Origin of the sequence: Streptomyces sp. NBC_00513 (assembly GCF_041431415.1) — a bacterium.
In the GTDB taxonomy this organism is placed as follows: Bacteria; Actinomycetota; Actinomycetes; order Streptomycetales; family Streptomycetaceae; genus Streptomyces.
In genome coordinates this window covers 4,603,474-4,625,227 of the sequence record NZ_CP107845.1, presented here as the reverse complement: position 1 = coordinate 4,625,227, position 21,754 = coordinate 4,603,474, and the positions used below count along the sequence as shown (strand labels likewise).

Here is a 21,754-nt window from a genome sequence, read left to right as displayed (position 1 = left end):
CCATGGCGACGCCGGACGGAAATTGGCAGGCTGTGCGGCATGACCGCGAGCATCCGCACTTCCCAGGACGACCTCCTCCCACCCGTACGTGCGGCCTTCGGCGCGGCCACGTGGAAGGAGATCGCGTACCTGCTGAGCAATCTGCCGGCGGCGCTGATCGGTTTCGTCTACACGGTGGTCATGGTCTCGACCGCGGGCGGTCTGTCCGTGACCGCGATCGGGCTGCCGTTGCTCGCGTGCGGGCTGCTCGGTTCGCGGCAGCTCGGCAAGCTGGAACGGGTCCGTTCCCGGTGGCTGTTGGGCGTACGGGTGGACGAGCCGACGCCGATCCCCGGCCCGCTGCGCTCCGGCGGGTTCTTCCCCTGGCTGTGGTCGAGCATCAAGGATCCCGTCGCCTGGCGGACCGTGTTGTTCGAACTGGTCCGGCTGCCCTGGGGGGTGCTCACCTTCACCGTCGCGTTGACGGGGCTGTTCGTGCTGTGGCCGGTCCTGCCGTGGGTGGCCCGCTGGCTGGCGAGCGTGGACCGGGCGATGGTGCGGGGCCTGCTGTCCCCCTCCGACGAGCTGGAGCGGCGGATCGCGGAGCTGGAGTCCGACCGGGCGGTGGTCGTCGACACCTCGGCCGCGGACCTGCGGCGCATCGAACGGGACCTGCACGACGGGGCCCAGGCCCGGCTGGTGGCCCTGGCGATGGGGTTGGGCCTGGCGAAGGAGAAGTTGCTGGAGGACCCGGAGGGCGCGGCCGCGATGGTGGACGAGGCACACGGGGAAGTGAAGCTGGCGCTCCAGGAGCTGCGGGACCTGGCGCGGGGCATCCACCCGGCGGTCCTGACGGACCGGGGGCTGGACGCGGCGCTGTCCTCGGTGGCCGCGCGGTGCCTGGTGCCGGTGAAGGTGCACGTGGACCTGGCGGCGCGGCCCGCGGCGGCGATCGAGGGCATCGCGTACTTCGTGGTGTCGGAGCTGCTGCAGAACATCAGCAAGCACGCGGCTGCGCGGGGTGCGGGCGTGGAGGTGTGGCGGACGGGTCCGCGGCTGCTGATCAGGGTGTCGGACGACGGGCGCGGTGGCGCGTCCGCGCGGGCCGGTTCGGGCCTGGCGGGGCTGACGGAGCGGCTGGACGCGGTGGACGGGGTGTTCGTCGTGGACTCCCCGGAGGGTGTGGGGACGACGGTCACGGCGGAGCTGCCGTGGCGCGACCGCGAGCCGGCGGAGGTACCGGTCCGGTAGGTCCCGTCGTCTCGTTCGGCTCCCTGCGGCGACGTGGTGGGTGCGGGGCTCCCGTCCGGGTGGACGGGGGTCCCGCTTTCGCGTGCGGGGCCGGGCGGGGCGGGGTGGGGCCGTGCGGGGTGGGGTTAACCCCCCTCCGGACAGGCCGACCCGCCGCATGGTTCCGGGGGCGGCCCGGCGGCAGGGTTGAGGGGTAACGGGCGGACACGAAGGGCGGGTCGGGATCATGGGCGTGGACACGGGCACAGGCACGACGATCGGCACGGTGTTGCGGGCTCCGGTGGCGGCGCGGACCTGGCGGGAGTTGGGGTTCCTGATGCTCGGGTTCCCGCTGAGCACCCTGTACTTCTGCCTCGCCGTCACCGGGGTGAGCCTCGGCGGCGGTCTGCTCGTGACCTTCCTCGGGGTTCCGGTCCTGGCCGGGGTGCTCGCGATGGGCCGCGGCTTCGGACAGGTGGAGCGGGCCCGGGTGCGGGGGCTGCTGCGGGTGGACGTCGCGGATCCCGAGCCGATCAGGGCCCGCAAGAGCGGGGCGATGGCCGCCATGGGGGCCCTGCTCAAGAGCGGGAGCGCCTGGCGGCACGTGCTGTACTCGGTGGTCCACTTCCCGTGGGCGGTGTTCGGCTTCTGCGTGGCGCTGGTGTTCTGGACGTACGGGTGGGGATTCCTGCTGTACCCGCTCTGGTTCTGGGTCTTCCCGACCTTCACCGACCAGCCCGGACTCCAGGTGTTCCAGAACGACGACTACTCCTTCTACCTGGACTCCCCGCTCGCCATCGCCACCACCTGCCTGGTCGGGCTCGCCCTCACCCTCGCCACCCCCTGGGTGCTGCGCGCCCTGACGACCGTGGACCGGGTGCTGGTCACCGGCCTGCTGGGCCCCTCCCGGCTGGCCCACCGGGTCACGGAGCTGGAGTCCGACCGGGGCGTCGTGGTGGACACCGCCGCCGCCGACCTGCGGCGCATCGAGCGGGACCTGCACGACGGGGCCCAGGCCCGCCTGGCGGCCCTGGCCATGGAACTGGGGCTGGCGAAGGAGAAGCTGACCGAGGACCCCCGGGAGGCCGCGCGCATGGTGGACGAGGCGCACGGCGAGGTGAAGATCGCCCTCCAGGAGCTGCGGGACCTGGCGCGGGGCATCCACCCGGCGGTCCTGACGGACCGGGGACTGGACGCGGCGCTGTCCTCGGTGGCCGCACGCTGCGCGGTGCCGGTGCGGGTGTCGGTGGACCTGCCGGCCCGGCCGGCGGCGGCGATCGAGGGCATCGCGTACTTCGTGGTGTCGGAGCTGCTGCAGAACATCAGCCGGCACGCGATGGCCCGTACCGCGAGCGTGGACGTCTGGCGGTCCGGCGACCGGGTGCTGATCCAGGTCGCGGACGACGGCCGGGGCGGGGCGTCGGCCGCGGCCGGGTCGGGGCTGGCGGGGCTCACCGGGCGACTGGACGCCGTGGACGGGGTGCTGGTCGTGGACTCCCCCGCCGGCGCCGGTACGACGGCCACCGCCGAGCTGCCGTGGCGCGACCGCGAGCCGGCCGGCGTACCGGGTCGCTAGGCCATCTCGTTCGACTTGCCGAGGGACCCCCGTCCGGGTGGGCGGGGGTCCCGTCCGCGTGCCCGGCGGCCGGTCCGCCGAGCCCGACGCACCGCACGGCATCGCATGGTCGAATACCGGCCGACGGCGACCAGTTGGCCCGGATTCGCCGTTGTCGGGGCGGCCGGCTGGGATGCTTGGGTCTGCCAGGTATGCGGGTGACGAGTGGATGCGGGAGCTGCTGAGAAGTGGAAGACAGGGTGCGGGTGGTCATCGCCGAGGATTCAGTGCTGCTGCGCGAGGGCCTGACCCGGTTGCTGACCGACCGGGGGCATGACGTCGTCGCCGGCGTCGGGGACGCGGAAGCCCTGATCAAGACGGTGGACGAGCTGGCGGCGCAGGGCGCGCTGCCGGACGTGGTGGTGGCCGACGTGCGGATGCCGCCGACGCACACCGACGAGGGGGTGCGGGCCGCCGTGCGGCTGCGCCGCGACCATCCCGGGATCGGGGTGCTCGTGCTGTCGCAGTACGTGGAGGAGCAGTACGCCACCGAACTGCTGGCCGGTTCCAGCACCGGGGTGGGGTATCTGCTCAAGGATCGGGTGGCCGAGGTCCGGGAGTTCCTGGACGCGGTGGTGCGCGTGGCCAGGGGCGGTACGGCCCTGGACCCCGAGGTGGTCGCCCAGCTGCTGGGCCGCAGCCGCAAGCAGGACGTGCTGGCGAACCTGACGCCGCGCGAGCGCGAGGTACTGGGCCTGATGGCCGAGGGGCGCACGAATTCCGCGGTGGCGAAGCAGCTCGTGGTGAGCGACGGCGCGGTGGAAAAGCACGTCGGCAATATCTTCATGAAGCTCGGCCTGTCCCCGAGTGAGGGGGATCACCGGCGCGTACTGGCGGTTCTCACCTATCTAAGATCTTGATCAACTGACACTCTGTCAGGTGAGGTGTGGTGGTACCGGTCCCGAAACGCACCTGTCGGGGTCCGGCGCCATCGCCCGGAGGTTTGGAATATTTCGCGTACTGCACGACGTCTGTCGGACAGACCGCCCCCAAAGGACGGTCCAGAATTCGGGCGACCCAGGGACGAATGACCTCACGGACGTAGGGTTGGCCTTGGGAGCGAGCGCCCACGCCTCGAAGGAGGTCCAGTTCAGTGACCAGCCAGGTCAGTAGCCCGGCCGAGCAGGCCGACGGGGCCGAGGACTCAGTGGTCGGCGAGCAGCGCACGTCGCCGCGGCCCGGTGGGAGCGGCAAGGAAGTCCGCCGCCTCGATCGTGTGATCATCCGATTCGCGGGTGACTCGGGCGACGGAATGCAGCTCACCGGTGACCGTTTCACCTCGGAAACCGCGTCCTTCGGCAACGACCTCTCGACACTGCCGAACTTTCCCGCCGAGATCCGTGCCCCCGCCGGAACTCTTCCGGGCGTGTCGTCCTTTCAGCTGCATTTCGCCGATCACGACATCCTGACGCCGGGCGACGCCCCGAATGTGCTGGTGGCGATGAATCCGGCGGCGCTGAAGGCGAATATCGCGGACGTTCCGCGCGGCGCGGAGATCATCGTCAATACCGACGAGTTCACCAAGCGCCCGATGGCCAAGGTCGGCTACGCGACCTCCCCGCTGGAGGACGGCTCGCTGGACGCGTACAACATCCATCCGGTGCCCCTGACGACACTGACGGTGGAGGCGCTGAAGGAGTTCGGGCTGTCGCGGAAGGAGGCCGAGCGCAGCAAGAACATGTTCGCGCTGGGCCTGCTGTCGTGGATGTACCACCGCCCCACCGAGGGCACGGAGGCGTTCCTGCGGACGAAGTTCGCGAAGAAGCCGGAGATCGCCGAGGCGAACGTGGCCGCCTTCCGGGCCGGCTGGAACTTCGGCGAGACCACCGAGGACTTCGCCGTCTCCTACGAGGTCGCCCCCGCGACGAAGTCGTTCCCGACGGGCACCTACCGCAACATCTCCGGGAACCTGGCCCTGTCGTACGGGCTCATCGCCGCGGCCCGGCAGGCGGACCTCCCGCTGTACCTGGGCTCGTACCCGATCACCCCGGCGTCGGACATCCTGCACGAGCTGAGCCGGCACAAGAACTTCGGCGTACGGACCTTCCAGGCCGAGGACGAGATCGCGGGCATCGGCGCGGCCCTGGGTGCGGCGTTCGGCGGCGCCCTGGGGGTCACGACCACCTCGGGTCCGGGGGTGGCGCTGAAGTCGGAGACGATCGGTCTGGCGGTGTCGCTGGAGCTGCCGCTGCTGATCGTGGACATCCAGCGGGGCGGCCCCTCGACGGGGCTGCCGACCAAGACCGAGCAGGCCGACCTGCTCCAGGCCATGTACGGGCGCAACGGCGAGGCCCCCGTGCCGATCGTGGCCCCCCGCACCCCCGCGGACTGCTTCGACGCGGCCCTGGACGCGGCCCGGATCGCCCTGGAGTACCGCACTCCGGTGTTCCTGCTCTCGGACGGTTACCTCGCCAACGGCTCCGAGCCGTGGAAGATCCCTGAGGTCACGGACCTGCCGGACCTCACGGTGCAGTTCGCGGCCGGTCCGAACCACGAGCTGGCGGACGGCACCGAGGTGTTCTGGCCGTACAAACGCGATCCCCAGACCCTGGCCCGCCCGTGGGCGGTCCCCGGCACCCCCGGCCTCGAACACCGCATCGGCGGCATCGAGAAGCAGGACGGCACCGGCAACATCTCCTACGACCCCGCCAACCACGAGTTCATGGTCCGCACCCGCCAGGCCAAGATCGACGGCATCCGGGTCCCCGACCTGGACGTGGACGACCCCGACGAGGCCCGCGTCCTCGTCCTCGGCTGGGGCTCCACCTACGGCCCCATCACCGCGGCCGTACGCCGGGTACGGGCCGCCGGACTGCCGATCGCGCAGGCGCACCTGCGTCACCTCAACCCGTTCCCGAGGAATCTCGGGGAGGTCCTGAAGCGTTACGACAAGGTAGTGGTGCCGGAGATGAACCTCGGCCAGCTCGCCACCCTGATCCGGGCCAGATACCTGGTGGACGCCGCGTCGTACAACCAGGTCAACGGGATGCCCTTCAAGGCCGAACAGCTGGCGACGGTCCTCAAGGAGGCCATCAATGACTGACGTCACCGAGGTGTCCGAAGCCGGGCATCATCTGCTGTCCCTCGTGCCCAAGGCCGAGGGGAAGCAGTCGATGAAGGACTTCAAGTCGGATCAGGAGGTCCGTTGGTGTCCGGGCTGCGGCGACTACGCCGTGCTCGCCGCCGTCCAGGGCTTCATGCCCGAACTCGGCCTCGCCAAGGAAAACATCGTCTTCGTCTCCGGAATCGGCTGCTCCTCCCGATTCCCCTACTACATGAACACCTACGGCATGCACTCCATCCACGGACGCGCACCCGCCATCGCCACCGGCCTCGCCACCTCCCGCCGCGACCTCTCCGTCTGGGTCGTCACCGGCGACGGAGACGCCCTCTCCATCGGCGGAAACCACCTCATCCACGCCCTCCGCCGCAACGTCAACCTCAAAATCCTCCTCTTCAACAACCGCATCTACGGCCTCACCAAAGGCCAGTACTCCCCCACCTCAGAACTCGGCAAAATCACCAAATCCACCCCCATGGGCTCCCTCGACGCCCCCTTCAACCCCGTCTCCCTCGCCATCGGAGCCGAAGCCGGCTTCGTCGCCCGCACCATCGACTCCGACCGCAAACACCTCACCGACGTCCTGCGCCAAGCCGCCGACCACCAAGGCACCGCACTCGTCGAGATCTACCAGAACTGCAACATCTTCAACGACGGCGCCTTCGAAGCCCTCAAGGACAACGAAAAAGCCCAAGACGCCGTCATCCGCCTCGAACACGGCCAACCCGTCCGCTTCGGCACCGACCACACCAAGGGCGTCATCCGCAACCCCACCACCGGCGACCTCGAAGTCGCCACCATCACCCCCGAGAACACCCCCCACGTCCTCGTCCACGACGCCCACACCACCAACCCCACCACCGCCTTCGCCCTCTCCCGCCTCGCCGACCCCGACACCCTCCACCACACCCCCATCGGAGTCCTGCGCAGCGTCCAACGCCCCGTCTACGACACCCTCATGGCCGACCAACTCGACACCGCGATCGATCGGAACGGCAAGGGCGACCTGACGACGCTGCTGACCGGCAACGACACCTGGACCGTGGTCGGCTGACCGACCGCCGGCCGGCGGTCACCGTCGACCGCGCCGCGCGCGGCAGCACATGACGAGCGGTACGGCGGCGGTACGACGGGCCGACGGCAGTACGACGAGCCGACGGCGGTACGACGTGCGGCGGGAGCCCGGAGCGCGCTACGCGGTCCGGGCTTCGTCGTACGCGGCGCGGGCCGCCTGCACGTCGGCAGTCCGGCGCTCGGTCCAGCGGGCGAGCGCCCACACCTGCTCGGCGGCCTCGCGGCCCAGGTCGGTGAGCGAGTAGTCCACCCGGGGCGGGATCACCGGCTGCGCCTCGCGCAGCAGGAATCCGTCGCGCTCCAGCGTCTGGAGGGTCTGGGCCAGCATCTTCTCGCTGACCCCGGCCACCTCCCGGCGGAGTTCGCTGAACCGGTACGAGCGCTCGACCAGGGCGGCGAGCACGAGGACGCCCCAGCGGCTGGTGACGTGTTCCAGCACGCCGCGGGAGGGACACATCGGAGCCTTCACACTTACCTGCATGTAAGTACCTTACTTCAGAGTGGGTACTTCCGAATAGTTAGCGCTCTCCGTACGGTAGTGACATCAGCCCGCACCGCCGGACCACCCAGGAGCGCACCATGAGCAGCATCGTCGTCACCGGAGCCACCGGATCCCTCGGCCGCCTCGTCATCGAGGAGCTGCTCGAACGGGTCCCCGCCGAGCGCGTCGCCGTCGTCGTACGGAACAAGGAGAAGGCCGCCGACCTGGCCGCGCGCGGCATCGACGTACGGCTCGCCGACTACGACGAGCCGGCGAGCCTGGCCGGGGCCTTCGGGGCCGGCGACCGGGTGCTGCTGATCTCCGGCAGCGAGGTCGGACGCCGGGTTCCGCAGCACACCGCCGTGATCGAGGCGGCGAAGACGGCCGGCGTGGCGCAGCTCGCGTACACCGGCGTCCTCGGCGGCCCCGAGGCGGACTTCGACCTGGCGGCCGAACACAAGGTCACCGAGCAGGCGATCCTCGACTCGGGGCTCCCGTACACCTTCCTGCGCAACGGCTGGTACCACGAGAACTACACCGCCCAACTGCCCGTGGTGCTGGAGCACGGCGCGGTCGTCGGCAGCGCCGGCGAGGGCCGCATCGCGTCCGCCGCGCGGGCGGACTACGCCGCCGCGGCGGCGGTGGTGCTGACCGGCGGGGGGCACCTGAACGCGGTGTACGAGCTGTCCGGCGACACGGCCTGGAGCCTGGCGGAGTACGCGGCCGAGGTCGCGAGGCAGTCCGGCCGCGAGGTCGCGTACGCCGAGGTGCCGGCCGACACCCACCTGGGGATCCTGACCGGCGCGGGGGTGCCCGAGGGCTTCGCGGCGATCCTCGTCGACGTGGACGCGGCGATCTCGCGCGGCCGGCTGGCGGGAACGAGCGGTGACCTGGCCCGCCTGATCGGACGCCCGACGACCCCGGTGGCGACGGCCATCGCCTCGGCCCTGGCCTGAGCCGCGCCGGGGGCCGGCCCGACTCAAGGTCCGTTCGAGGCCGGCTCGACCTCCACCCCATCAGCCCGGGTGTCATGAGTATCTCCCCCTTACGGGCATGACATCCGGGCGGTACGGCGATACCTTCGTGGGGTTGTGACTCGGGTGGCGAGTGGCCGGAAGTCGTACTGGAGGCCCCGTGAAGGCGGAGAACGAGCAGCGCACGGGACTGCTCTACGGATTCGGCGCGTACGGGATGTGGGGGTTGGTCCCCCTCTTCTGGCCCCTCCTGAAGCCCTCCGGGGCGATCGAGATCCTGGCCCACCGCATGGTGTGGTCGCTCGCCGTCGTCGGGATCGCCCTCCTCGCCCTGCGCCACTGGAGCTGGATGGCCGAGCTCGTGCGCCAACCGCGCAAGCTGGCCCTGACCGCCCTGGCCGCCTCCGTGATCAGCGTGAACTGGGGCCTGTACATCTGGTCGGTCAACAACGGCCAGGTCGTCGAGGCCAGCCTCGGCTACTTCATCAATCCCCTGGTCACCATCGCGATCGGCGTCCTGGTGCTCGGCGAACGGCTGCGCCGGGCCCAGTGGGTGGCCGTCGGCGTCGGCTTCTCCGCGGTGCTCGTGCTGGCCATCGGGTACGGGCGGCCGCCCTGGATCTCCCTGGCGCTGGCCTTCTCCTTCGCCACGTACGGGCTGATCAAGAAGAAGCTCAACATGAGCGGCCTGGAGTCACTGACCGCGGAGACCGCGCTGCTGTTCCCGCCCGCCCTCGGCTACCTGCTGTGGCTGGCCGCGCAGGGGCGGTCCACCTTCGCGACGGAGGGCCTCGGCCACTCCGCGCTGCTGGCCGCGACCGGGCTGGTCACCGCGGTCCCGCTGGTGTTCTTCGGCGCGGCCGCGATCCGGGTGCCGCTGTCGACACTGGGCCTGCTCCAGTACATGGCCCCGGTGTTCCAGTTCGGGCTGGGCGTCCTGTACTTCCACGAGGCGATGCCGCCCGAGCGGTGGGCGGGCTTCTCCCTGGTCTGGGCCGCACTGGCCCTGCTGACCTGGGACGCGCTGCGGACCTCGCGTCGCTCCCGGGCCCGTCTGGCCGCCGCCGCGACCCTCGCGCCGGCCGCCCCCGCGGCCGCTGCGACGGAGCCGACGACGGCCCGCGAGCCCGCGTAGCGGCTCGCCCTTCCCGCCCCACGATCCCCGGTACGGAACCCCCGTACCGGGGATCGTCCGCTTTCCGAACCGCCCTGACCGGATTGTGGTCTTGACGAATAGTCATACTCTCGCTGAACATCAGGCTCGCACTGACGCACGCACGCTCACCCGCTCTATCCCCGCACGTTCCGTCTCATCCCCATACGGAATTCCGGAGCCCCCACATGAGCCTGTCCGTCCCTCGGCGCCTTGCCACCGTGACCGCCATCGCGGTCGCCGGCCTGTTCGCCGCCACCTCCCCCGCCGCTCTCGCCGCGCCCACGGCGGTCAACGCCGCCCCCACCCCTCCCGACATCCCGCTGACCAACGTCAAGGCGCACCTGACGCAGCTCCAGACCATCGCCACCAACAACGGCGGCAACCGCGCCCACGGCAGAGCCGGTTACAAGGCGTCGATCGACTACGTGAAGGCCAAGCTCGACGCGGCCGGGTTCACCACCAGCCTCCAGACCTTCACCTCCAGCGGCGCCACCGGCTACAACCTGATCGCGGACTGGCCGGGCGGTGACCCCAACTCCGTCCTGATGTCCGGCTCGCACCTGGACTCGGTGACCGCCGGCCCCGGCATCAACGACAACGGCTCCGGATCGGCGGCCGTCCTGGAGACCGCGCTGGCCGTCTCCCGCGCCCAGCTCCAGCCCACGAAGCACCTGCGCTTCGGCTGGTGGGGCGCCGAGGAACTGGGTCTGGTCGGCTCGAAGTACTACGTCAACAGCCTGTCGGCCACCGAGAAGGCGAAGTTCTCCGGTTACCTGAACTTCGACATGATCGGCTCGCCGAACCCGGGCTACTTCGTCTACGACGACGACCCCACGATCGAGCAGACCTTCAAGAACTACTACGCGGGCCTCGGCATACCCACCGAGATAGAGACCGAGGGCGACGGACGCTCCGACCACGCCCCGTTCAAGAACGCGGGCATCCCGGTCGGCGGCCTGTTCTCGGGCGCCGACTACACCAAGACGGCGGCCCAGGCGCAGAAGTGGGGCGGCACCTCCGGTCAGGCCTTCGACCGCTGCTACCACTCCTCCTGCGACACCACCGCGAACATCAACGACACCGCCCTGGACCGCAACGCGGACGCCATCGCCTACGCGATCTGGAACCTGGGCGCCGGCACCCCGGTGCCGCCCGGCAAGTCCTTCGAGAACACCGCCGACGTGAACATCCCCGACTCCCCCGGTGCCGCGGCGAGTTCGCCGGTCACCGTCTCGGGCGTCACGGGCAACGCCCCGGCGACCACCAAGGTGGACGTGAACATCGTCCACACCTACCGGGGTGACCTCCAGATCGACCTCGTCGCCCCGGACGGCACCGCCTACCGGCTGAAGAACTCCTCCAGCTCGGACTCGGCCGACAACGTCGTCGCCTCGTACACGGTCAACGCGTCGAGCGAGGTCGCCAACGGGGTCTGGAAGCTCCAGGTCAAGGACGTGGCGGCGCAGGACGTCGGCTACATCAACAGCTGGAAGATCACCTTCTAGGACCTTCCGGCGCCCTCGGAAGCCACCGGAATCTCCCGGACCGGCCTCGCCGCACCGTCTACGCGTCCTCCGCGTGGCCCCGCAGCGAGGCCGGCAGGGGTTCCCTGATGAGGCTGCGCAGTTCGTCGGCGACCGCGCCGATGTCCAACCGGCCCAGCTTCGCCGCCTCGACGAGGTCCCCCAACTCCTCCGGGGAGGGCAGCTGCTTCGCCCCGGCCACCCGCAGGTACGAGCGGGTGGCGGCGGCCGCGTAGAACTCGTTCATCGGGGATTCCAGCGCCGGGCAGACCGCGAGGGTGTGCAGAAACGCGGCGGCCCGCCACGCGGTGTCCGGGGCGGGCTGTTCGGGTACCAGGACGAGGTCGTTCTGGTGCCGGGCGACCGCGGCGGCCACCCCGGAGGGATCCCACACGGCGGGATCCGACGGCAGGTGATGAGCCAGGGCCGTCCAGGCCCACTCCATGGTGATCTTCAATTGCCGAACCGCTCCTGGAAGTAGCTCCAGTGGTCGGCGAACTCCTCGATGCCGGAGAGGAACGACTTTCGGTCCTCGTCCAGTTCGCGTTCGGTGACCTCGGTGATCAGCGCGGTCACCGTCGTCCCCAAAGCCGCCGCGCGCGCCTTGAGGCGCTCGTGGAACTCTTCGTCCAGGCGGATGGTGACGTGTCTCGACATGGCGTTCACCGTACAGCGGTCGTGCTGTACGCAGGAGAGGAACGGCAGAAGGGTGGCCGGGGACACAGGTCCCCGGCCACCCTCCGTGCCCGCGTGACCCCTTGGTGGGGCCGGCCGGGCTACTTCGCCGCGTTGGCCGTCTTCACCAGCGCGTCCTTGGTGACGGCGCCGACGTAGACCTTGCCGTCGTCGGTGATCAGCGCGTTGACCAGGCGGGTCGAGAAGACCCGGCCGGTACCGAACGAGCCGTTGACCTTCTCACCGAGCGAGTCGATGAACTGCTTGGCCTCCTTGGGGGCGTCCTTGCCGTTCGCCGCGGCCTCGGCGTCCTTGAGGCCCTTGCCGCCCGGTACGGAGATCTGTGCGACCGTCGCCCAACCCTCGCCGAGCACCTTCACGTCGCCGTCGCCCGCGCCGCCGGTGAGGGCGCCGAGGCCCGGGAAGGCGTCCAGGCCCTTCCACTCCTTGCCGTGCTCGCCCTTGCCGCCCTTGTCCGCCTCGGCGGCGCCCTCGGTCACCTTGGCGCCCTTGGGCGGGGTGAAGGCGAAGACGTCGGCGGCCGGCTTGGCGAAGTCCACCTTGGTGAAGCCGGCGTCCACGATCGGCTTGCCGCCCTGGCTGGACAGCAGTTGCACGCGCAGCGGCACGCCGTTCTTGGCGTCGACCGAGATCTGGACGGAGCCGACGGTGGAACCGGACTGCTTGGGCTTGAGCACGAGCTGGTAGGCGTCCCGGCCGGCCACCTGCGCGGTGTCGCCGACGCTGACGTCCGTGGTCGTGCCGGCGGCCTTCAGGACGTCCTGGGCCAGCTGCTGGGGCGAGGCGCCGAGCCGGTCGGCCGTCTTGTGGCCGTCCTTGCCCTTGGCGGCCGCCTCATCGTGCTTCTCGTGCCAGGCCTCGTTGGACTGGCTGTCGTAGCCCCACACGTCCGTGCCGTTGTGGATGAGGCTGTACTCGTCCTTGCCGTCCAGGAACGTGAGCTTCTGGCGGTCCGGGCCGTCGGCCGCGACGCGGAAGGTGTGGGTGCCGTTGGCCAGCTGCGCGACCTTGTCCTGCGGGTCGGCCGAGCCGCCCGCGACGCCCCCGCCGCCGAGCAGGCCGCTCGCCAGGGTCGGCAGGCCGAGGTCGGTGCTGACCCGGGCGCTGCCGGACAGCTCCTGGACGTCCGAGGCGGCGATCTTCTCGATCAGCTGCTGGGCCGTCACCTTCGGCAGGTCCGGTCCTCCGGCGTTCGCGAAGGCCGGGACCATCGCGATGGTCGCCGCGGCCACCCCGAACACCGCGACCGGTACGGCGTACCGAGCGGCCTTGTGGGTCTTCGTGTTCGTTGCCATGTGTCTGCCCTACCTCTGTGTGTACGGCGGCGACCTACCCGTCATTCATGTACACGTCCACCCCGCGCCGCCACTCTCACCCGATCTGGTGGGGATGTGCCTCTATCTGACCAAAGAAGAGGGCGGTGGGGCGTCACTCCCCGGACTCAAGTTCGCGTACCTCCCAGGGATGACACGACACGGGCCCGGCATCCCCCACCCGTAGGGGTTGCCGGGCCCGGTCCGCGGTCGCGGGGGATGTCCGTCGCGGAGCTCAGCCCGCGCGGTGCACCACCGCGTCGCACAGTTCTTCGAGCGCCGACTTGGCGAAACACTCGGGCAGCGGCGCGAGCGTCGCCCGCGCCTCCTGCGCGTACCGGATGGTGTCCCGTCGGGCCTGCTCCAGGGCCGGGTGGACGCGCAGCCGGGACAGCACCTCGGCGTGTCGGGCGTCGTCCGTCAGATCGCCGTCCAGCAGCCCCACGAGCTCCCGGTCGTCCGGGTTCCCGTCCCGCTCCGCCATCTCGCGCAGCCGCAGCACGGGCAGCGTGGGGATGCCCTCGCGCAGGTCGGTGCCGGGGGTCTTGCCGGACTCGTGCGAGTCCGAGGCGATGTCCAGGACGTCGTCGGCGAGCTGGAAGGCGGTGCCGAGCCGCTCCCCGTACTGGGTCAGGATGTCGACGACCGACTCGTCGGCGCCGGACATCAGCGCGCCGAAGCGGCCGGAGACCGCGATCAGCGAGCCGGTCTTGCCGGCGATGACGTCGAGGTAGTGGGCGACCGGGTCGCGGCCGTCGCGGGGACCGGCCGTCTCCAGGATCTGGCCCGTCACCAGGCGCTCGAAGGCCTCCGCCTGGATGCGGACGGCCTCGGGCCCGAGGTCGGCCAGGATGTGCGAGGCGCGGGCGAACAGGAAGTCACCCGTCAGGACGGCCACGGAGTTGCCCCAACGGGCGTTCGCGCTCTCCACGCCGCGGCGCACGTCCGCCTCGTCCATGACGTCGTCGTGGTAGAGCGTGGCCAGGTGGGTGAGCTCCACCACCACGGCGGACGGCACGATGCCCGGGGCGTAGGGATCCCCGAAGCGGGACGCGAGCATCACCAGCAACGGCCGGAACCGCTTGCCTCCGGCCCGTACCAGGTGCTGCGCGGCCTCGGTGATGAAGGGGACTTCGCTCTTGGTGGCCTCCAGCAGACCCGCCTCGACGGCGGCCAGTCCGGCCTGGACATCGGTCTCAAGAGCCTGGTCCCGCACGCTCAGTCCGAACGGCCCGACGACGGTCACGAGGGGTACTCCTGTCTGCTGACGATCACCTTGACGATCACATGGATTGTCGATGTGTCGCTGCCATCACTCAAGCCAGCGTATCCGGTCTGTTTTCGATCACCCAGAGCGCCTGCCCGGCCGCCACGCGCGCACCGCCCGATGCACACCGGTATGTTCTGGAAGAGCCGAAACAACCAGAGAAGGCGTTTTGTCCAGAACCACAGCCGATCGAGACGAGCCGAACGACCCGGAGGCGGACCAGCCGCCACCGGGAGACGACCACGCCTTCCTCGGACACCCCAGGGGTCTGGCCACGCTCTCCGGACTGGAGGTCTGGGAGCGCTTCTCGTTCCTGGGCATGCAGGCCATCCTCGTCCTCTATTTCGCGGACACGGTGGCGAACGGCGGCCTGGGGATGAGCCCGGGCACCGCGGCCTCCGTCTCGGCGGCCTACGGGACCATGGTCTACCTCGTCTCCGTCGCGGGCGGATGGCTCGCCGACCGGATCCTCGGTTCCTATCGAGCGGTGCTCTACGGCGGCATCCTGATCGCCTGCGGCCACTACGCCATGGCCGTGCCGACCGCCGTCATGACGTGGGTGGGCCTCGGCCTGATCAGCGCGGGCACCGGCCTGCTCAAGCCCAACGTGGCCAGCATGGTCGGCAGGCTCTACCGGACCGACGACCAGCGGCGCGACGCGGGCTTCGCCCTGTACTACATGGCGATCAACATCGGCGCGTTCGCCGGCCCCCTGATCACCGCGTGGCTCGGTGAGAACGAGGGCTGGCACTGGGGGTTCTCCGCCGCCGCCATCGGCATGACCGCAGGGCTGATCCAGTACGTCCTGGGACGCCGCCATCTGGCCGGACGAAAGCACTCGGCCGAGTTCGCGCTCGCCCCCGACGCGATGCGCACGGCGATGTGGCGGATCGTCGGCGGGCTGCTCCTGGTGGCCGTCGTGGCCACCGCGCTCGCCCTGGCCGGTTGGCTCACCATGGGCCGGTTCGTGGACCTGCTGACCCTGATCTCGGTGATCGCCCCGATCGCCTACTTCGTGGTGATGTTCCGCAGCCCCGAGGTGACGCCCGCGGAGCGCGGACGGCTGCGCCCGTACGTGGTCCTCTTCCTGGCCTCGGTCGCGTTCAACTTCATCCTCTTCCAGGCGTACTCGACCATGATGCTGCTGGCCTCGACGAACGCCCGCACGGAGATCCTCGGCTTCCACTTCCCCGCCGGCTGGTACGCCTCGGCGCTCGGCGCCTTCGAGGTGGCGCTGGCGCCGGTCGTGGCCGCGCTGTGGGCCCGGATGGGCAGCCGACAGCCGCACGCCTCCAACAAGATCGCCATCGGGGTGATCCTGGGCGGTCTGTCGTTCCTGCTGATGGTCATCCCCACGTCCGGGCACGCCGACGACACGTACGAGATGGCCGCCTGGTGGATCGTCGGCTCCTACCTGCTGCTGGGCCTCGGCGACGTGCTGCTGGAGACCTCCGGCATGTCGGCCACCACCAAACTCGCCCCGAAGGCGTACGCGAGCCAGACGATGGCCCTGTGGTTCCTCTCCCTGGCTTTGGCCAACGGCATCCAGGCCCAGGTGGTGAAGGTCTACGGGCAGGTCTCCAACCCCGTCTACTTCGGCGTGAACGGTGCCATCGCGGTGGCCGCGGGCCTCGTCGTGATCGCCCTGGCGCCCTGGCTCAAGCGCACCATGCACCCCGTCCACTGAGGCCGACCGGCGATCGGAGACTGGTTCCCGCATGATCATCCGTACCGATTTCCCGTACGCGACCACCCGCGAGGATGTCCGGATCCCGCTGTCCGACGGGGTCGAGCTGTACGCCCGGATCTGGCGCCCGGTCACCGACGAGCCCGTGCCCGCCCTGCTGGAGTACCTCCCGTACCGGCTCACCGACTGGACCGCGCCCCGCGACTGGCAGCGGCACCCCTGGTACGCGGGCCACGGCTACGCCTCCGTACGCGTCGACGTGCGCGGCCACGGGTGCAGCGGCGGCGACCCCCGCGACGAGTACGACGCCCGGGAGTTGGCCGACGGCGTCGCGGTGGTGGAGTGGCTCGCCGCGCGGCCGTGGTGCACGGGCGCGGTGGGCATGTTCGGGATCTCCTGGGGCGGCTTCAACAGCCTCCAGATCGCCGCGCTCGCCCCCGAGGCGCTGAAGGCCGTCGTCACCGTCTGCTCCACCGACGACCGCTACGACAACGACGTGCACTACATGGGCGGCTCGGTGCTGGCCGTGGACATGCACGCCTGGGCCTCCACGATGCTGGCCTTCGCCTCCCGCCCGCCGGACCCGCTGTACGCGGGCGAGGGTTGGCGGGAGCAGTGGCTCGCCCGGCTGGAGGCCGTGGAGCCGCTGATCCACACCTGGCTCGGGCACCAGACCCGGGACGACTACTGGCGCCACGGCAGCGTCTGCGAGGACTACTCCGCCATCGGCGCGGCGGTGCTGGCCGTCGGCGGCTGGCACGACCCGTACCGGGACACGGTGCTGCGCCTGGTCGAGCACCTGCCGGCGGGCCGGGTGCGGGGGCTGATCGGCCCCTGGTCGCACCAGTACCCCGACCGCGGTCTGCCGCCGGGCCCGGCCATCGGTTTCCTCCAGGAGACCCTGCGTTGGTGGGACCACTGGCTCCGGGGCGAGGACAACGGGGTCATGGACGAGCCGCTGCTGCGTTCCTGGATCAGCGAGTCCCACCCCCCTGCCACCGTCTACGAGCGCCTGGAGGGCCGCTGGGTCGGCGACACCGCCTGGCCCTCGCCCTCGGTCGTCCCCGTCTCCTACGGGCTCCAGGGCCCGCCCGTGGCCGTCGCCTCGCCGCAGCACACCGGCCTGGACGCGGGGCGGTTCTTCCCCTTCGGCAACGACGCGGACCTGCCGCCGGACCAGCGCGAGGAGGACGCCAAGTCGGCGTGCTTCGAGTTCCCCGTGGCGCCGGGCGAACCGGTGGAGATCCTCGGCCGGCCCTCGGTCACGCTGCGGCTGCGGATGGACGTCCCCTACGGACAGGTGATCGCCCGGCTGTGCGACGTGGCCCCGGACGGGTCCTCCACCCTGGTCACGCGGGGCGTGCTGAACCTGTCCGCGCGGCGCGGGCGGGACCGGGCGGTGCCGTGGCCGGCCGGCGCGACCGAGGACGTCACCTTCGAGCTGAACGGCATCGGCCACGCCTTCCCGCCGGGGCACCGGATCCGGCTGGCGGTGTCCTCCGCGTACTGGCCCTGGATCTGGCCGCGGGCGGGCTCCGAGGCGGGGTGGACGCTCGACCCGGCCGGCAGCACCCTCGAACTCCCCCTGCGCACGCCCGGCCCGGCGGACCACGGGATCGTCTTCGAGGCCCCGGAGCAGTCCGAGCCGCTGCGCGTGGTGTACCCCGACACCCTGGAGGAACCCCGGCCGGAGCGGGTCGTCGTACGCGACGTCGCGGCCGGGACCTGGCGGCTGGAGGTGGACCCCCGCTACGGGGGGACGCGGGTGTACCCGGACGGGCTGGAGTTCTCCGAGGACGCGGTGGAGGTGTACGAGATCGACTCCTCGGACCCGCTGTCCGCCCGCACCCGGTCGGACTGGCGGATCCGCCTGCACCGGCCGGACCTGGGCTGGGACACGCGGGTGGAGACCCGGTCGGAGATCTCGTGCGACGAGGGCGGGTTCCTGACGTCGAACGAGGTGGTGTGCCGGGAGGGCGACGAGGTGGTCTTCCACCGGACGTGGGAACGGCGCCTGCCGAGGGCGGCGGGCTGACGCGCCGGCCGCCCGCCGGCCTCCCGACCGGGTCAGCCGTAGAGGCGCTCCAGCACCACCGCGATGCCGTCGTCCTCGTTCGACAGCGTCAGTTCGTCGGCTACGGCCACCAGCTCGCGGTGCGCGTTGGCCATGGCCACGCCGTGGGCCGCCCACGCGAACATCGGGACGTCGTTGGGCATGTCCCCGAAGGCGATCGTCGAGGACGCCGGCAGGTCCAGGACCTCCGCGGCCCGGGCCAGGCCGCTCGCCTTGTCGATGCCCGGCGGCTGGAGCTCCACGGTGTGCTCCCCGGCCATCGTCACGTTGACGAGGTCGCCGACCACCCCCCGCGCGACCCGGGTCAGTTCGTCGTCGTCCAGGCGCGGGTGCTGGAGCAGCACCTTGTTGATGGGGGCGGACCACAGGCCCGCCCTGCTGTGGACGCGGACCGTCGGCAGGTGCGGGTGCCACATCCGGTAGCCGGGCCCTATCAACATCTCCGCGTTCACCCCCTCCTGGTTCACGGCGGCGTAGACCTCGCCGATCTCCGCCTCGATCTTCCCGAGGGCGACCTCGGCGAGGCCCCGGTCCATGGACACGGAGTGCAGCAGGCGTCCGCGCGCCGCGTCGTACACCTGCGCTCCCTGCCCGCACACCGCGAGCCCCGTGTAGCCGAGGCCGTCGAGTACGTGGCGAACCTGCGGGACCGGGCGTCCGGTCACGATGATGTGCTGGGCACCGGCCGCTCGGACGGTGGCGAGGGCCTTGTGGGAGCGGGCCGAGACGGTGTCTCCGGCGCGCAGCAGAGTCCCGTCCAGATCGGTGGCCACAAGTGCATAGGGGAGGGCGGAAGTCACCCCGCCAAGGATACGGACCCCCTCGGACAAGTCCTACAAATAGCGCCCGAATCCGGCCTCCCGCCCGCCCCACCAGCCACGTAACGTGTCAACCAGCCCCCGGGACACCCCCGGACCGCGTCGAAAGCGAGGCAGTAACCCATGCCCCAGCAGAGCCCCCTCGATGTTCCCGAGGGCGACCCGTTCGGGCCGCACAACCTCCCCTACGGCGTGTTCTCCACCTCCGGGGACCCGCGCCGGCGGATCGGGGTACGGATCGGCGGGCACGTGCTCGACGCCGGGGCGGCCGCCGTCGCGCTCGGCTCCCCGTACGCCGAACTCCTCGGCCGGGACTCCCTCAACCCGCTGCTCGCCGCGGGCCGGACGGCCTGGCGCGACGTGCGCCGGGCGCTGACCGCCTGGGTCACCGATCCGGGCCACCGGCCCGCCGTGGAGCCGCACCTGCTGCCGCTGGACGCCGTGGAGCTGCACCTGCCGTACGAGGTCGCCGATTACGTCGACTTCTACGCGAGCGAGCACCACGCCACCAACGTCGGACAGATGTTCCGTCCGGACGGCGACGCCCTCACCCCCAACTGGAAGCACCTGCCGATCGGCTACCACGGCCGCGCCGGCACCCTCGTGGTGTCCGGTACCGACGTGGTGCGGCCCTCCGGCCAGCGCAAGACCCCCGCCGATCCGGCGCCCGTCTTCGGGCCGAGCGTCAAGCTCGACATCGAGGCCGAGGTCGGATTCGTCGTCGGCACCCCGTCCGAACTCGGCCGCCCGGTGCCGCTGGCCGACTTCGAGGACCACGTCTTCGGGCTGTTCCTGCTCAACGACTGGTCCGCGCGGGACATCCAGGCCTGGGAGTACGTGCCGCTCGGCCCGTTCCTCGGCAAGTCCTTCGCCACCTCCGTCTCCGCCTGGGTGACCCCGCTGGAGGCCCTCGACTCGGCCCGCGTCGCCCCGCCCGCCCGGGACTTCCCGCTGCTGCCCTACCTCGACGACGCCGACAGCGACCGGCCCGGCGGCTTCGACCTGCACATCAGCGTCGCCCTCAACGGGCAGGAGGTGGCCCGGCCGCCGTTCTCCTCGATGTACTGGACCGCCGCCCAGCAGCTGGCCCACATGACCGTCAACGGCGCCTCCCTGCGCACCGGCGACGTGTACGGCTCCGGCACCGTCAGCGGCCCGGACGTCGACCAGCGCGGCTCGCTCCTGGAGCTCACCTGGAACGGCCGCGACAGCATCGAACTGGCCGACGGCAAGCGCACGTTCCTGGAGGACGGCGACGTCGTCACCCTCACCGCCTGGGCCCCCGGCGCCGACGGCACCCGCGTCGGCCTCGGCGAGGTCACCGGCCGCGTCGTGGCCGGCCGGTAGGCCCTGTCCCCGGGGTGACGCCGGGGCCGCACCCACCCCTTTGGGCGCGGCCCGCGTGCGCACCCCGGGAACGCCCGCGAGGGTGGACGCACGGGACGGAACAACCGTGCCTCCGTACCGCCACCGCGAGGAGCCGCCATGCACGCACGCCGCCGGAAGACCGTCCTCACCTGCGCGGCCGCCGTGTCGCTCGGGCTGGCCGCCGTGGCCCCGGCGCACGGCGTCGACGGTCCGGCGCCCGACCCCCGCGACCGGCAGGCCATGAGGGACATGGCGACGGCGATCCGGGTGACGGCCAAGTACGTGGACGAGCGGCAGGCCCTCAAGGACGGGTACGTCCCGCACGGCGAGAGCTGCATGAACAACCCGTTCGGGGCGGGCGCGATGGGCTACCACTACGTCAAGCAGGCCAACTGGGGTTCGAAGGACCCCGCCAGGCCGACCGCGCTCCTCTACAGCAGCGAGACGGACCGCAACGGCCGCCGCCGGCTGGAGACCGTCGAGTGGATGTCCACCGACCGGGACCAGGACCTGACGACCAAGGACGACCGGCCGAGCATGTTCGGACTCCCCTTCGACGGACCGATGCCGGGCCACTGGGCGGGCATGCCCAAGCACTACGACCTGCACATGTGGGCGTACAAGAAGAACCCGGCGGGCCGCTTCCACAACTGGAACACGGCCCTGTCCTGCCCGAAGAAGGCCGGCTCCAAGACCATGCCGGAGAACTCCGGACACGCGCACGGCCGCTAGGACCTGTCGTCAAGTGCCGAACGCACATGACTCACCCGGAAGGGCGGTGTTCCGCGGATCCCCGGCGCTACGCTGGTCGCACTCGCGAGACTCCGGCTCATGGGAGCACTGATGAACCCGGAACACAGCTGGCCGGTCCCCCCCGAGGGCGGCTGGACCGCGGACGACCTGGACACGCTTCCGAATCTGCCTCCGCACACGGAGCTGATCGACGGGAGCTTGGTTTTCGTGAGTCCACAGACTCGGTTCCACATGCGCGCCGTGAACTTCTTCGACCGGCAACTGGATTCGCTGGTCCCGGAAGGCCTTGAGGTCCTCCGGGAGTTCACCATCGACATCGATCGGCGCAACCGCCCCGAACCCGATGTCATCGTGTGTCGTGAGGACGTCGTGGACGACTGGGCCCAGACGCGCCTTCCGGCCGAGACCGTCCTCCTGGCGATCGAGGTGGTCTCCCCCGAGTCCGTCGACCGCGACCGCGAGACCAAGCCCCTGAAGTACGCGCGGGCGGGGATCCCCCACTACTGGCGCGTGGAGAACAAGGACGGCCGGGCAGTCGTCTACGTCTTCGAACGGGAGCCGGCCGGCGGCGGCTACGTCGCCACCGGCATCTTCCACGACCGCTTGAAGGTCTCCGTCCCCTTCTCCATCGACCTCGACCTCACCGCCATCACGGCGAAGCGGACCCGGCCCGAGTAGCCCGCAC

General features: G+C 71.0%; 19 protein-coding genes. 13 read left to right on the top strand and 6 right to left on the bottom strand.

The features are described from left to right. The first annotated feature begins 39 nt into the window (after positions 1-39). The 5 genes from OHA84_RS21425 (at position 40) to OHA84_RS21405 (ending at position 6,939) form a co-directional block, all read left to right on the top strand. The gene (locus tag OHA84_RS21425; RefSeq protein WP_266970189.1) at positions 40-1,230 is read left to right on the top strand and encodes a sensor histidine kinase; all 1,191 of its coding nucleotides are present in this window, start codon (positions 40-42) and stop codon (positions 1,228-1,230) included. Between the two features lie 226 nt (positions 1,231-1,456). Beyond that, a complete protein-coding gene (locus OHA84_RS21420; protein WP_371591432.1) occupies positions 1,457-2,785 on the top strand; it encodes a sensor histidine kinase in 1,329 nt (442 codons plus the stop codon). A 239-nt stretch (positions 2,786-3,024) separates the two neighbouring features. Next, positions 3,025-3,684 carry a response regulator transcription factor gene (locus OHA84_RS21415; RefSeq protein WP_266974014.1) on the top strand — a complete coding sequence of 220 codons (660 nt, stop codon included), beginning with the start codon at positions 3,025-3,027 and terminating at the stop codon, positions 3,682-3,684. Between the two features lie 233 nt (positions 3,685-3,917). Beyond that, on the top strand, positions 3,918-5,867 hold the full coding sequence (locus tag OHA84_RS21410; protein WP_266970192.1) for a 2-oxoacid:acceptor oxidoreductase subunit alpha: 1,950 nt from the start codon (positions 3,918-3,920) through the stop codon (positions 5,865-5,867). Beyond that, positions 5,860-6,939, top strand: a complete 1,080-nt coding sequence (locus OHA84_RS21405) for a 2-oxoacid:ferredoxin oxidoreductase subunit beta (protein ID WP_266970194.1) — start codon at positions 5,860-5,862, stop codon at positions 6,937-6,939. Before OHA84_RS21410 ends, OHA84_RS21405 begins: the two co-directional genes overlap by 8 nt. Before the next feature lie 138 nt (positions 6,940-7,077). Here OHA84_RS21405 and OHA84_RS21400 read toward each other — a convergent pair whose 3' ends face one another. Next, the gene (locus OHA84_RS21400; protein WP_053678995.1) at positions 7,078-7,440 is read right to left on the bottom strand and encodes a helix-turn-helix domain-containing protein; all 363 of its coding nucleotides are present in this window, start codon (positions 7,438-7,440) and stop codon (positions 7,078-7,080) included. A gap of 98 nt (positions 7,441-7,538) precedes the next feature. Here OHA84_RS21400 and OHA84_RS21395 point away from each other — a divergent pair, with 98 nt between their 5' ends. The 3 genes from OHA84_RS21395 to OHA84_RS21385 all read left to right on the top strand — a co-directional run bounded on the left by OHA84_RS21395 (position 7,539) and on the right by OHA84_RS21385 (position 11,075). Continuing rightward, positions 7,539-8,396, top strand: coding sequence for an SDR family oxidoreductase (locus OHA84_RS21395; protein ID WP_266970196.1), 858 nt, complete (start codon positions 7,539-7,541; stop codon positions 8,394-8,396). Positions 8,397-8,574: 178 nt separating this feature from the next. Then, on the top strand, positions 8,575-9,549 hold the full coding sequence (gene rarD / locus OHA84_RS21390; protein ID WP_053678990.1) for an EamA family transporter RarD: 975 nt from the start codon (positions 8,575-8,577) through the stop codon (positions 9,547-9,549). A 206-nt stretch (positions 9,550-9,755) separates the two neighbouring features. Beyond that, positions 9,756-11,075, top strand: coding sequence for a M28 family metallopeptidase (locus OHA84_RS21385; protein WP_266970198.1), 1,320 nt, complete (start codon positions 9,756-9,758; stop codon positions 11,073-11,075). 58 nt (positions 11,076-11,133) lie between these two features. Here the strand turns inward: OHA84_RS21385 and OHA84_RS21380 are convergent, their stop codons facing one another. From OHA84_RS21380 to OHA84_RS21365, 4 genes are all read right to left on the bottom strand, one after another. Next, the gene (locus tag OHA84_RS21380; protein ID WP_234350048.1) at positions 11,134-11,550 is read right to left on the bottom strand and encodes a hypothetical protein; all 417 of its coding nucleotides are present in this window, start codon (positions 11,548-11,550) and stop codon (positions 11,134-11,136) included. Continuing rightward, complete coding sequence (locus tag OHA84_RS21375) at positions 11,547-11,750, bottom strand: hypothetical protein (RefSeq protein WP_229886015.1); 204 nt, start codon at positions 11,748-11,750, stop codon at positions 11,547-11,549. The genes OHA84_RS21380 and OHA84_RS21375 overlap by 4 nt, the downstream gene beginning before the upstream one ends. 119 nt (positions 11,751-11,869) lie before the next feature. Beyond that, on the bottom strand, positions 11,870-13,084 hold the full coding sequence (locus OHA84_RS21370; RefSeq protein ID WP_053678984.1) for a sigma-E factor regulatory protein RseB domain-containing protein: 1,215 nt from the start codon (positions 13,082-13,084) through the stop codon (positions 11,870-11,872). 253 nt (positions 13,085-13,337) lie between these two features. After that, entirely contained in the window at positions 13,338-14,348 is a 1,011-nt protein-coding gene (locus OHA84_RS21365) for a polyprenyl synthetase family protein (protein ID WP_053678982.1), read from the bottom strand. Between the two features lie 190 nt (positions 14,349-14,538). On the opposite strand from OHA84_RS21365, the gene OHA84_RS21360 reads away from it, so the two are divergent. Together OHA84_RS21360 and OHA84_RS21355 are read left to right on the top strand one after the other, a co-directional pair. Beyond that, positions 14,539-16,056 carry a peptide MFS transporter gene (locus tag OHA84_RS21360; RefSeq protein ID WP_053678980.1) on the top strand — a complete coding sequence of 506 codons (1,518 nt, stop codon included), beginning with the start codon at positions 14,539-14,541 and terminating at the stop codon, positions 16,054-16,056. Between the two features lie 31 nt (positions 16,057-16,087). Further along, the gene (locus OHA84_RS21355; protein WP_266970200.1) at positions 16,088-18,091 is read left to right on the top strand and encodes a CocE/NonD family hydrolase; all 2,004 of its coding nucleotides are present in this window, start codon (positions 16,088-16,090) and stop codon (positions 18,089-18,091) included. A 32-nt stretch (positions 18,092-18,123) separates the two neighbouring features. On the opposite strand, the gene OHA84_RS21350 is transcribed toward OHA84_RS21355, so the two are convergent. Beyond that, a complete protein-coding gene (locus tag OHA84_RS21350) occupies positions 18,124-18,930 on the bottom strand; it encodes an HAD family hydrolase (RefSeq protein WP_053678976.1) in 807 nt (268 codons plus the stop codon). Between the two features lie 141 nt (positions 18,931-19,071). On the opposite strand from OHA84_RS21350, the gene fahA reads away from it, so the two are divergent. The 3 genes from fahA to OHA84_RS21335 all read left to right on the top strand — a co-directional run bounded on the left by fahA (position 19,072) and on the right by OHA84_RS21335 (position 21,747). Continuing rightward, positions 19,072-20,295: a fumarylacetoacetase gene (gene fahA, locus OHA84_RS21345; RefSeq protein ID WP_053678974.1), complete on the top strand. Its 1,224-nt coding sequence runs from the start codon at positions 19,072-19,074 to the stop codon at positions 20,293-20,295. 138 nt (positions 20,296-20,433) lie between these two features. Next, positions 20,434-21,048: a hypothetical protein gene (locus OHA84_RS21340; protein ID WP_266949182.1), complete on the top strand. Its 615-nt coding sequence runs from the start codon at positions 20,434-20,436 to the stop codon at positions 21,046-21,048. 99 nt (positions 21,049-21,147) lie between these two features. Further along, complete coding sequence (locus OHA84_RS21335; protein WP_107089194.1) at positions 21,148-21,747, top strand: Uma2 family endonuclease; 600 nt, start codon at positions 21,148-21,150, stop codon at positions 21,745-21,747. Positions 21,748-21,754 lie beyond the last annotated feature (7 nt).

Excerpts from the sequence above, each read along its gene's own strand:
- OHA84_RS21405 (WP_266970194.1), top strand. The coding sequence starts at position 5,860 with ATGACTGACGTCACCGAGGTGTCCGAAGCCGGGCATCATCTGCTGTCC.
- OHA84_RS21395 (WP_266970196.1), top strand. The coding sequence starts at position 7,539 with ATGAGCAGCATCGTCGTCACCGGAGCCACCGGATCCCTCGGCCGCCTC.
- OHA84_RS21400 (WP_053678995.1), bottom strand. The coding sequence starts at position 7,440 with ATGCAGGTAAGTGTGAAGGCTCCGATGTGTCCCTCCCGCGGCGTGCTG.
- OHA84_RS21375 (WP_229886015.1), bottom strand. The coding sequence starts at position 11,750 with ATGTCGAGACACGTCACCATCCGCCTGGACGAAGAGTTCCACGAGCGC.
- fahA (WP_053678974.1), top strand. The coding sequence starts at position 19,072 with ATGCCCCAGCAGAGCCCCCTCGATGTTCCCGAGGGCGACCCGTTCGGG.
- OHA84_RS21335 (WP_107089194.1), top strand. The coding sequence starts at position 21,148 with ATGGGAGCACTGATGAACCCGGAACACAGCTGGCCGGTCCCCCCCGAG.
- OHA84_RS21370 (WP_053678984.1), bottom strand. The coding sequence starts at position 13,084 with ATGGCAACGAACACGAAGACCCACAAGGCCGCTCGGTACGCCGTACCG.
- OHA84_RS21355 (WP_266970200.1), top strand. The coding sequence starts at position 16,088 with ATGATCATCCGTACCGATTTCCCGTACGCGACCACCCGCGAGGATGTC.
- OHA84_RS21425 (WP_266970189.1), top strand. The coding sequence starts at position 40 with ATGACCGCGAGCATCCGCACTTCCCAGGACGACCTCCTCCCACCCGTA.
- OHA84_RS21340 (WP_266949182.1), top strand. The coding sequence starts at position 20,434 with ATGCACGCACGCCGCCGGAAGACCGTCCTCACCTGCGCGGCCGCCGTG.
- OHA84_RS21420 (WP_371591432.1), top strand. The coding sequence starts at position 1,457 with ATGGGCGTGGACACGGGCACAGGCACGACGATCGGCACGGTGTTGCGG.
- OHA84_RS21385 (WP_266970198.1), top strand. The coding sequence starts at position 9,756 with ATGAGCCTGTCCGTCCCTCGGCGCCTTGCCACCGTGACCGCCATCGCG.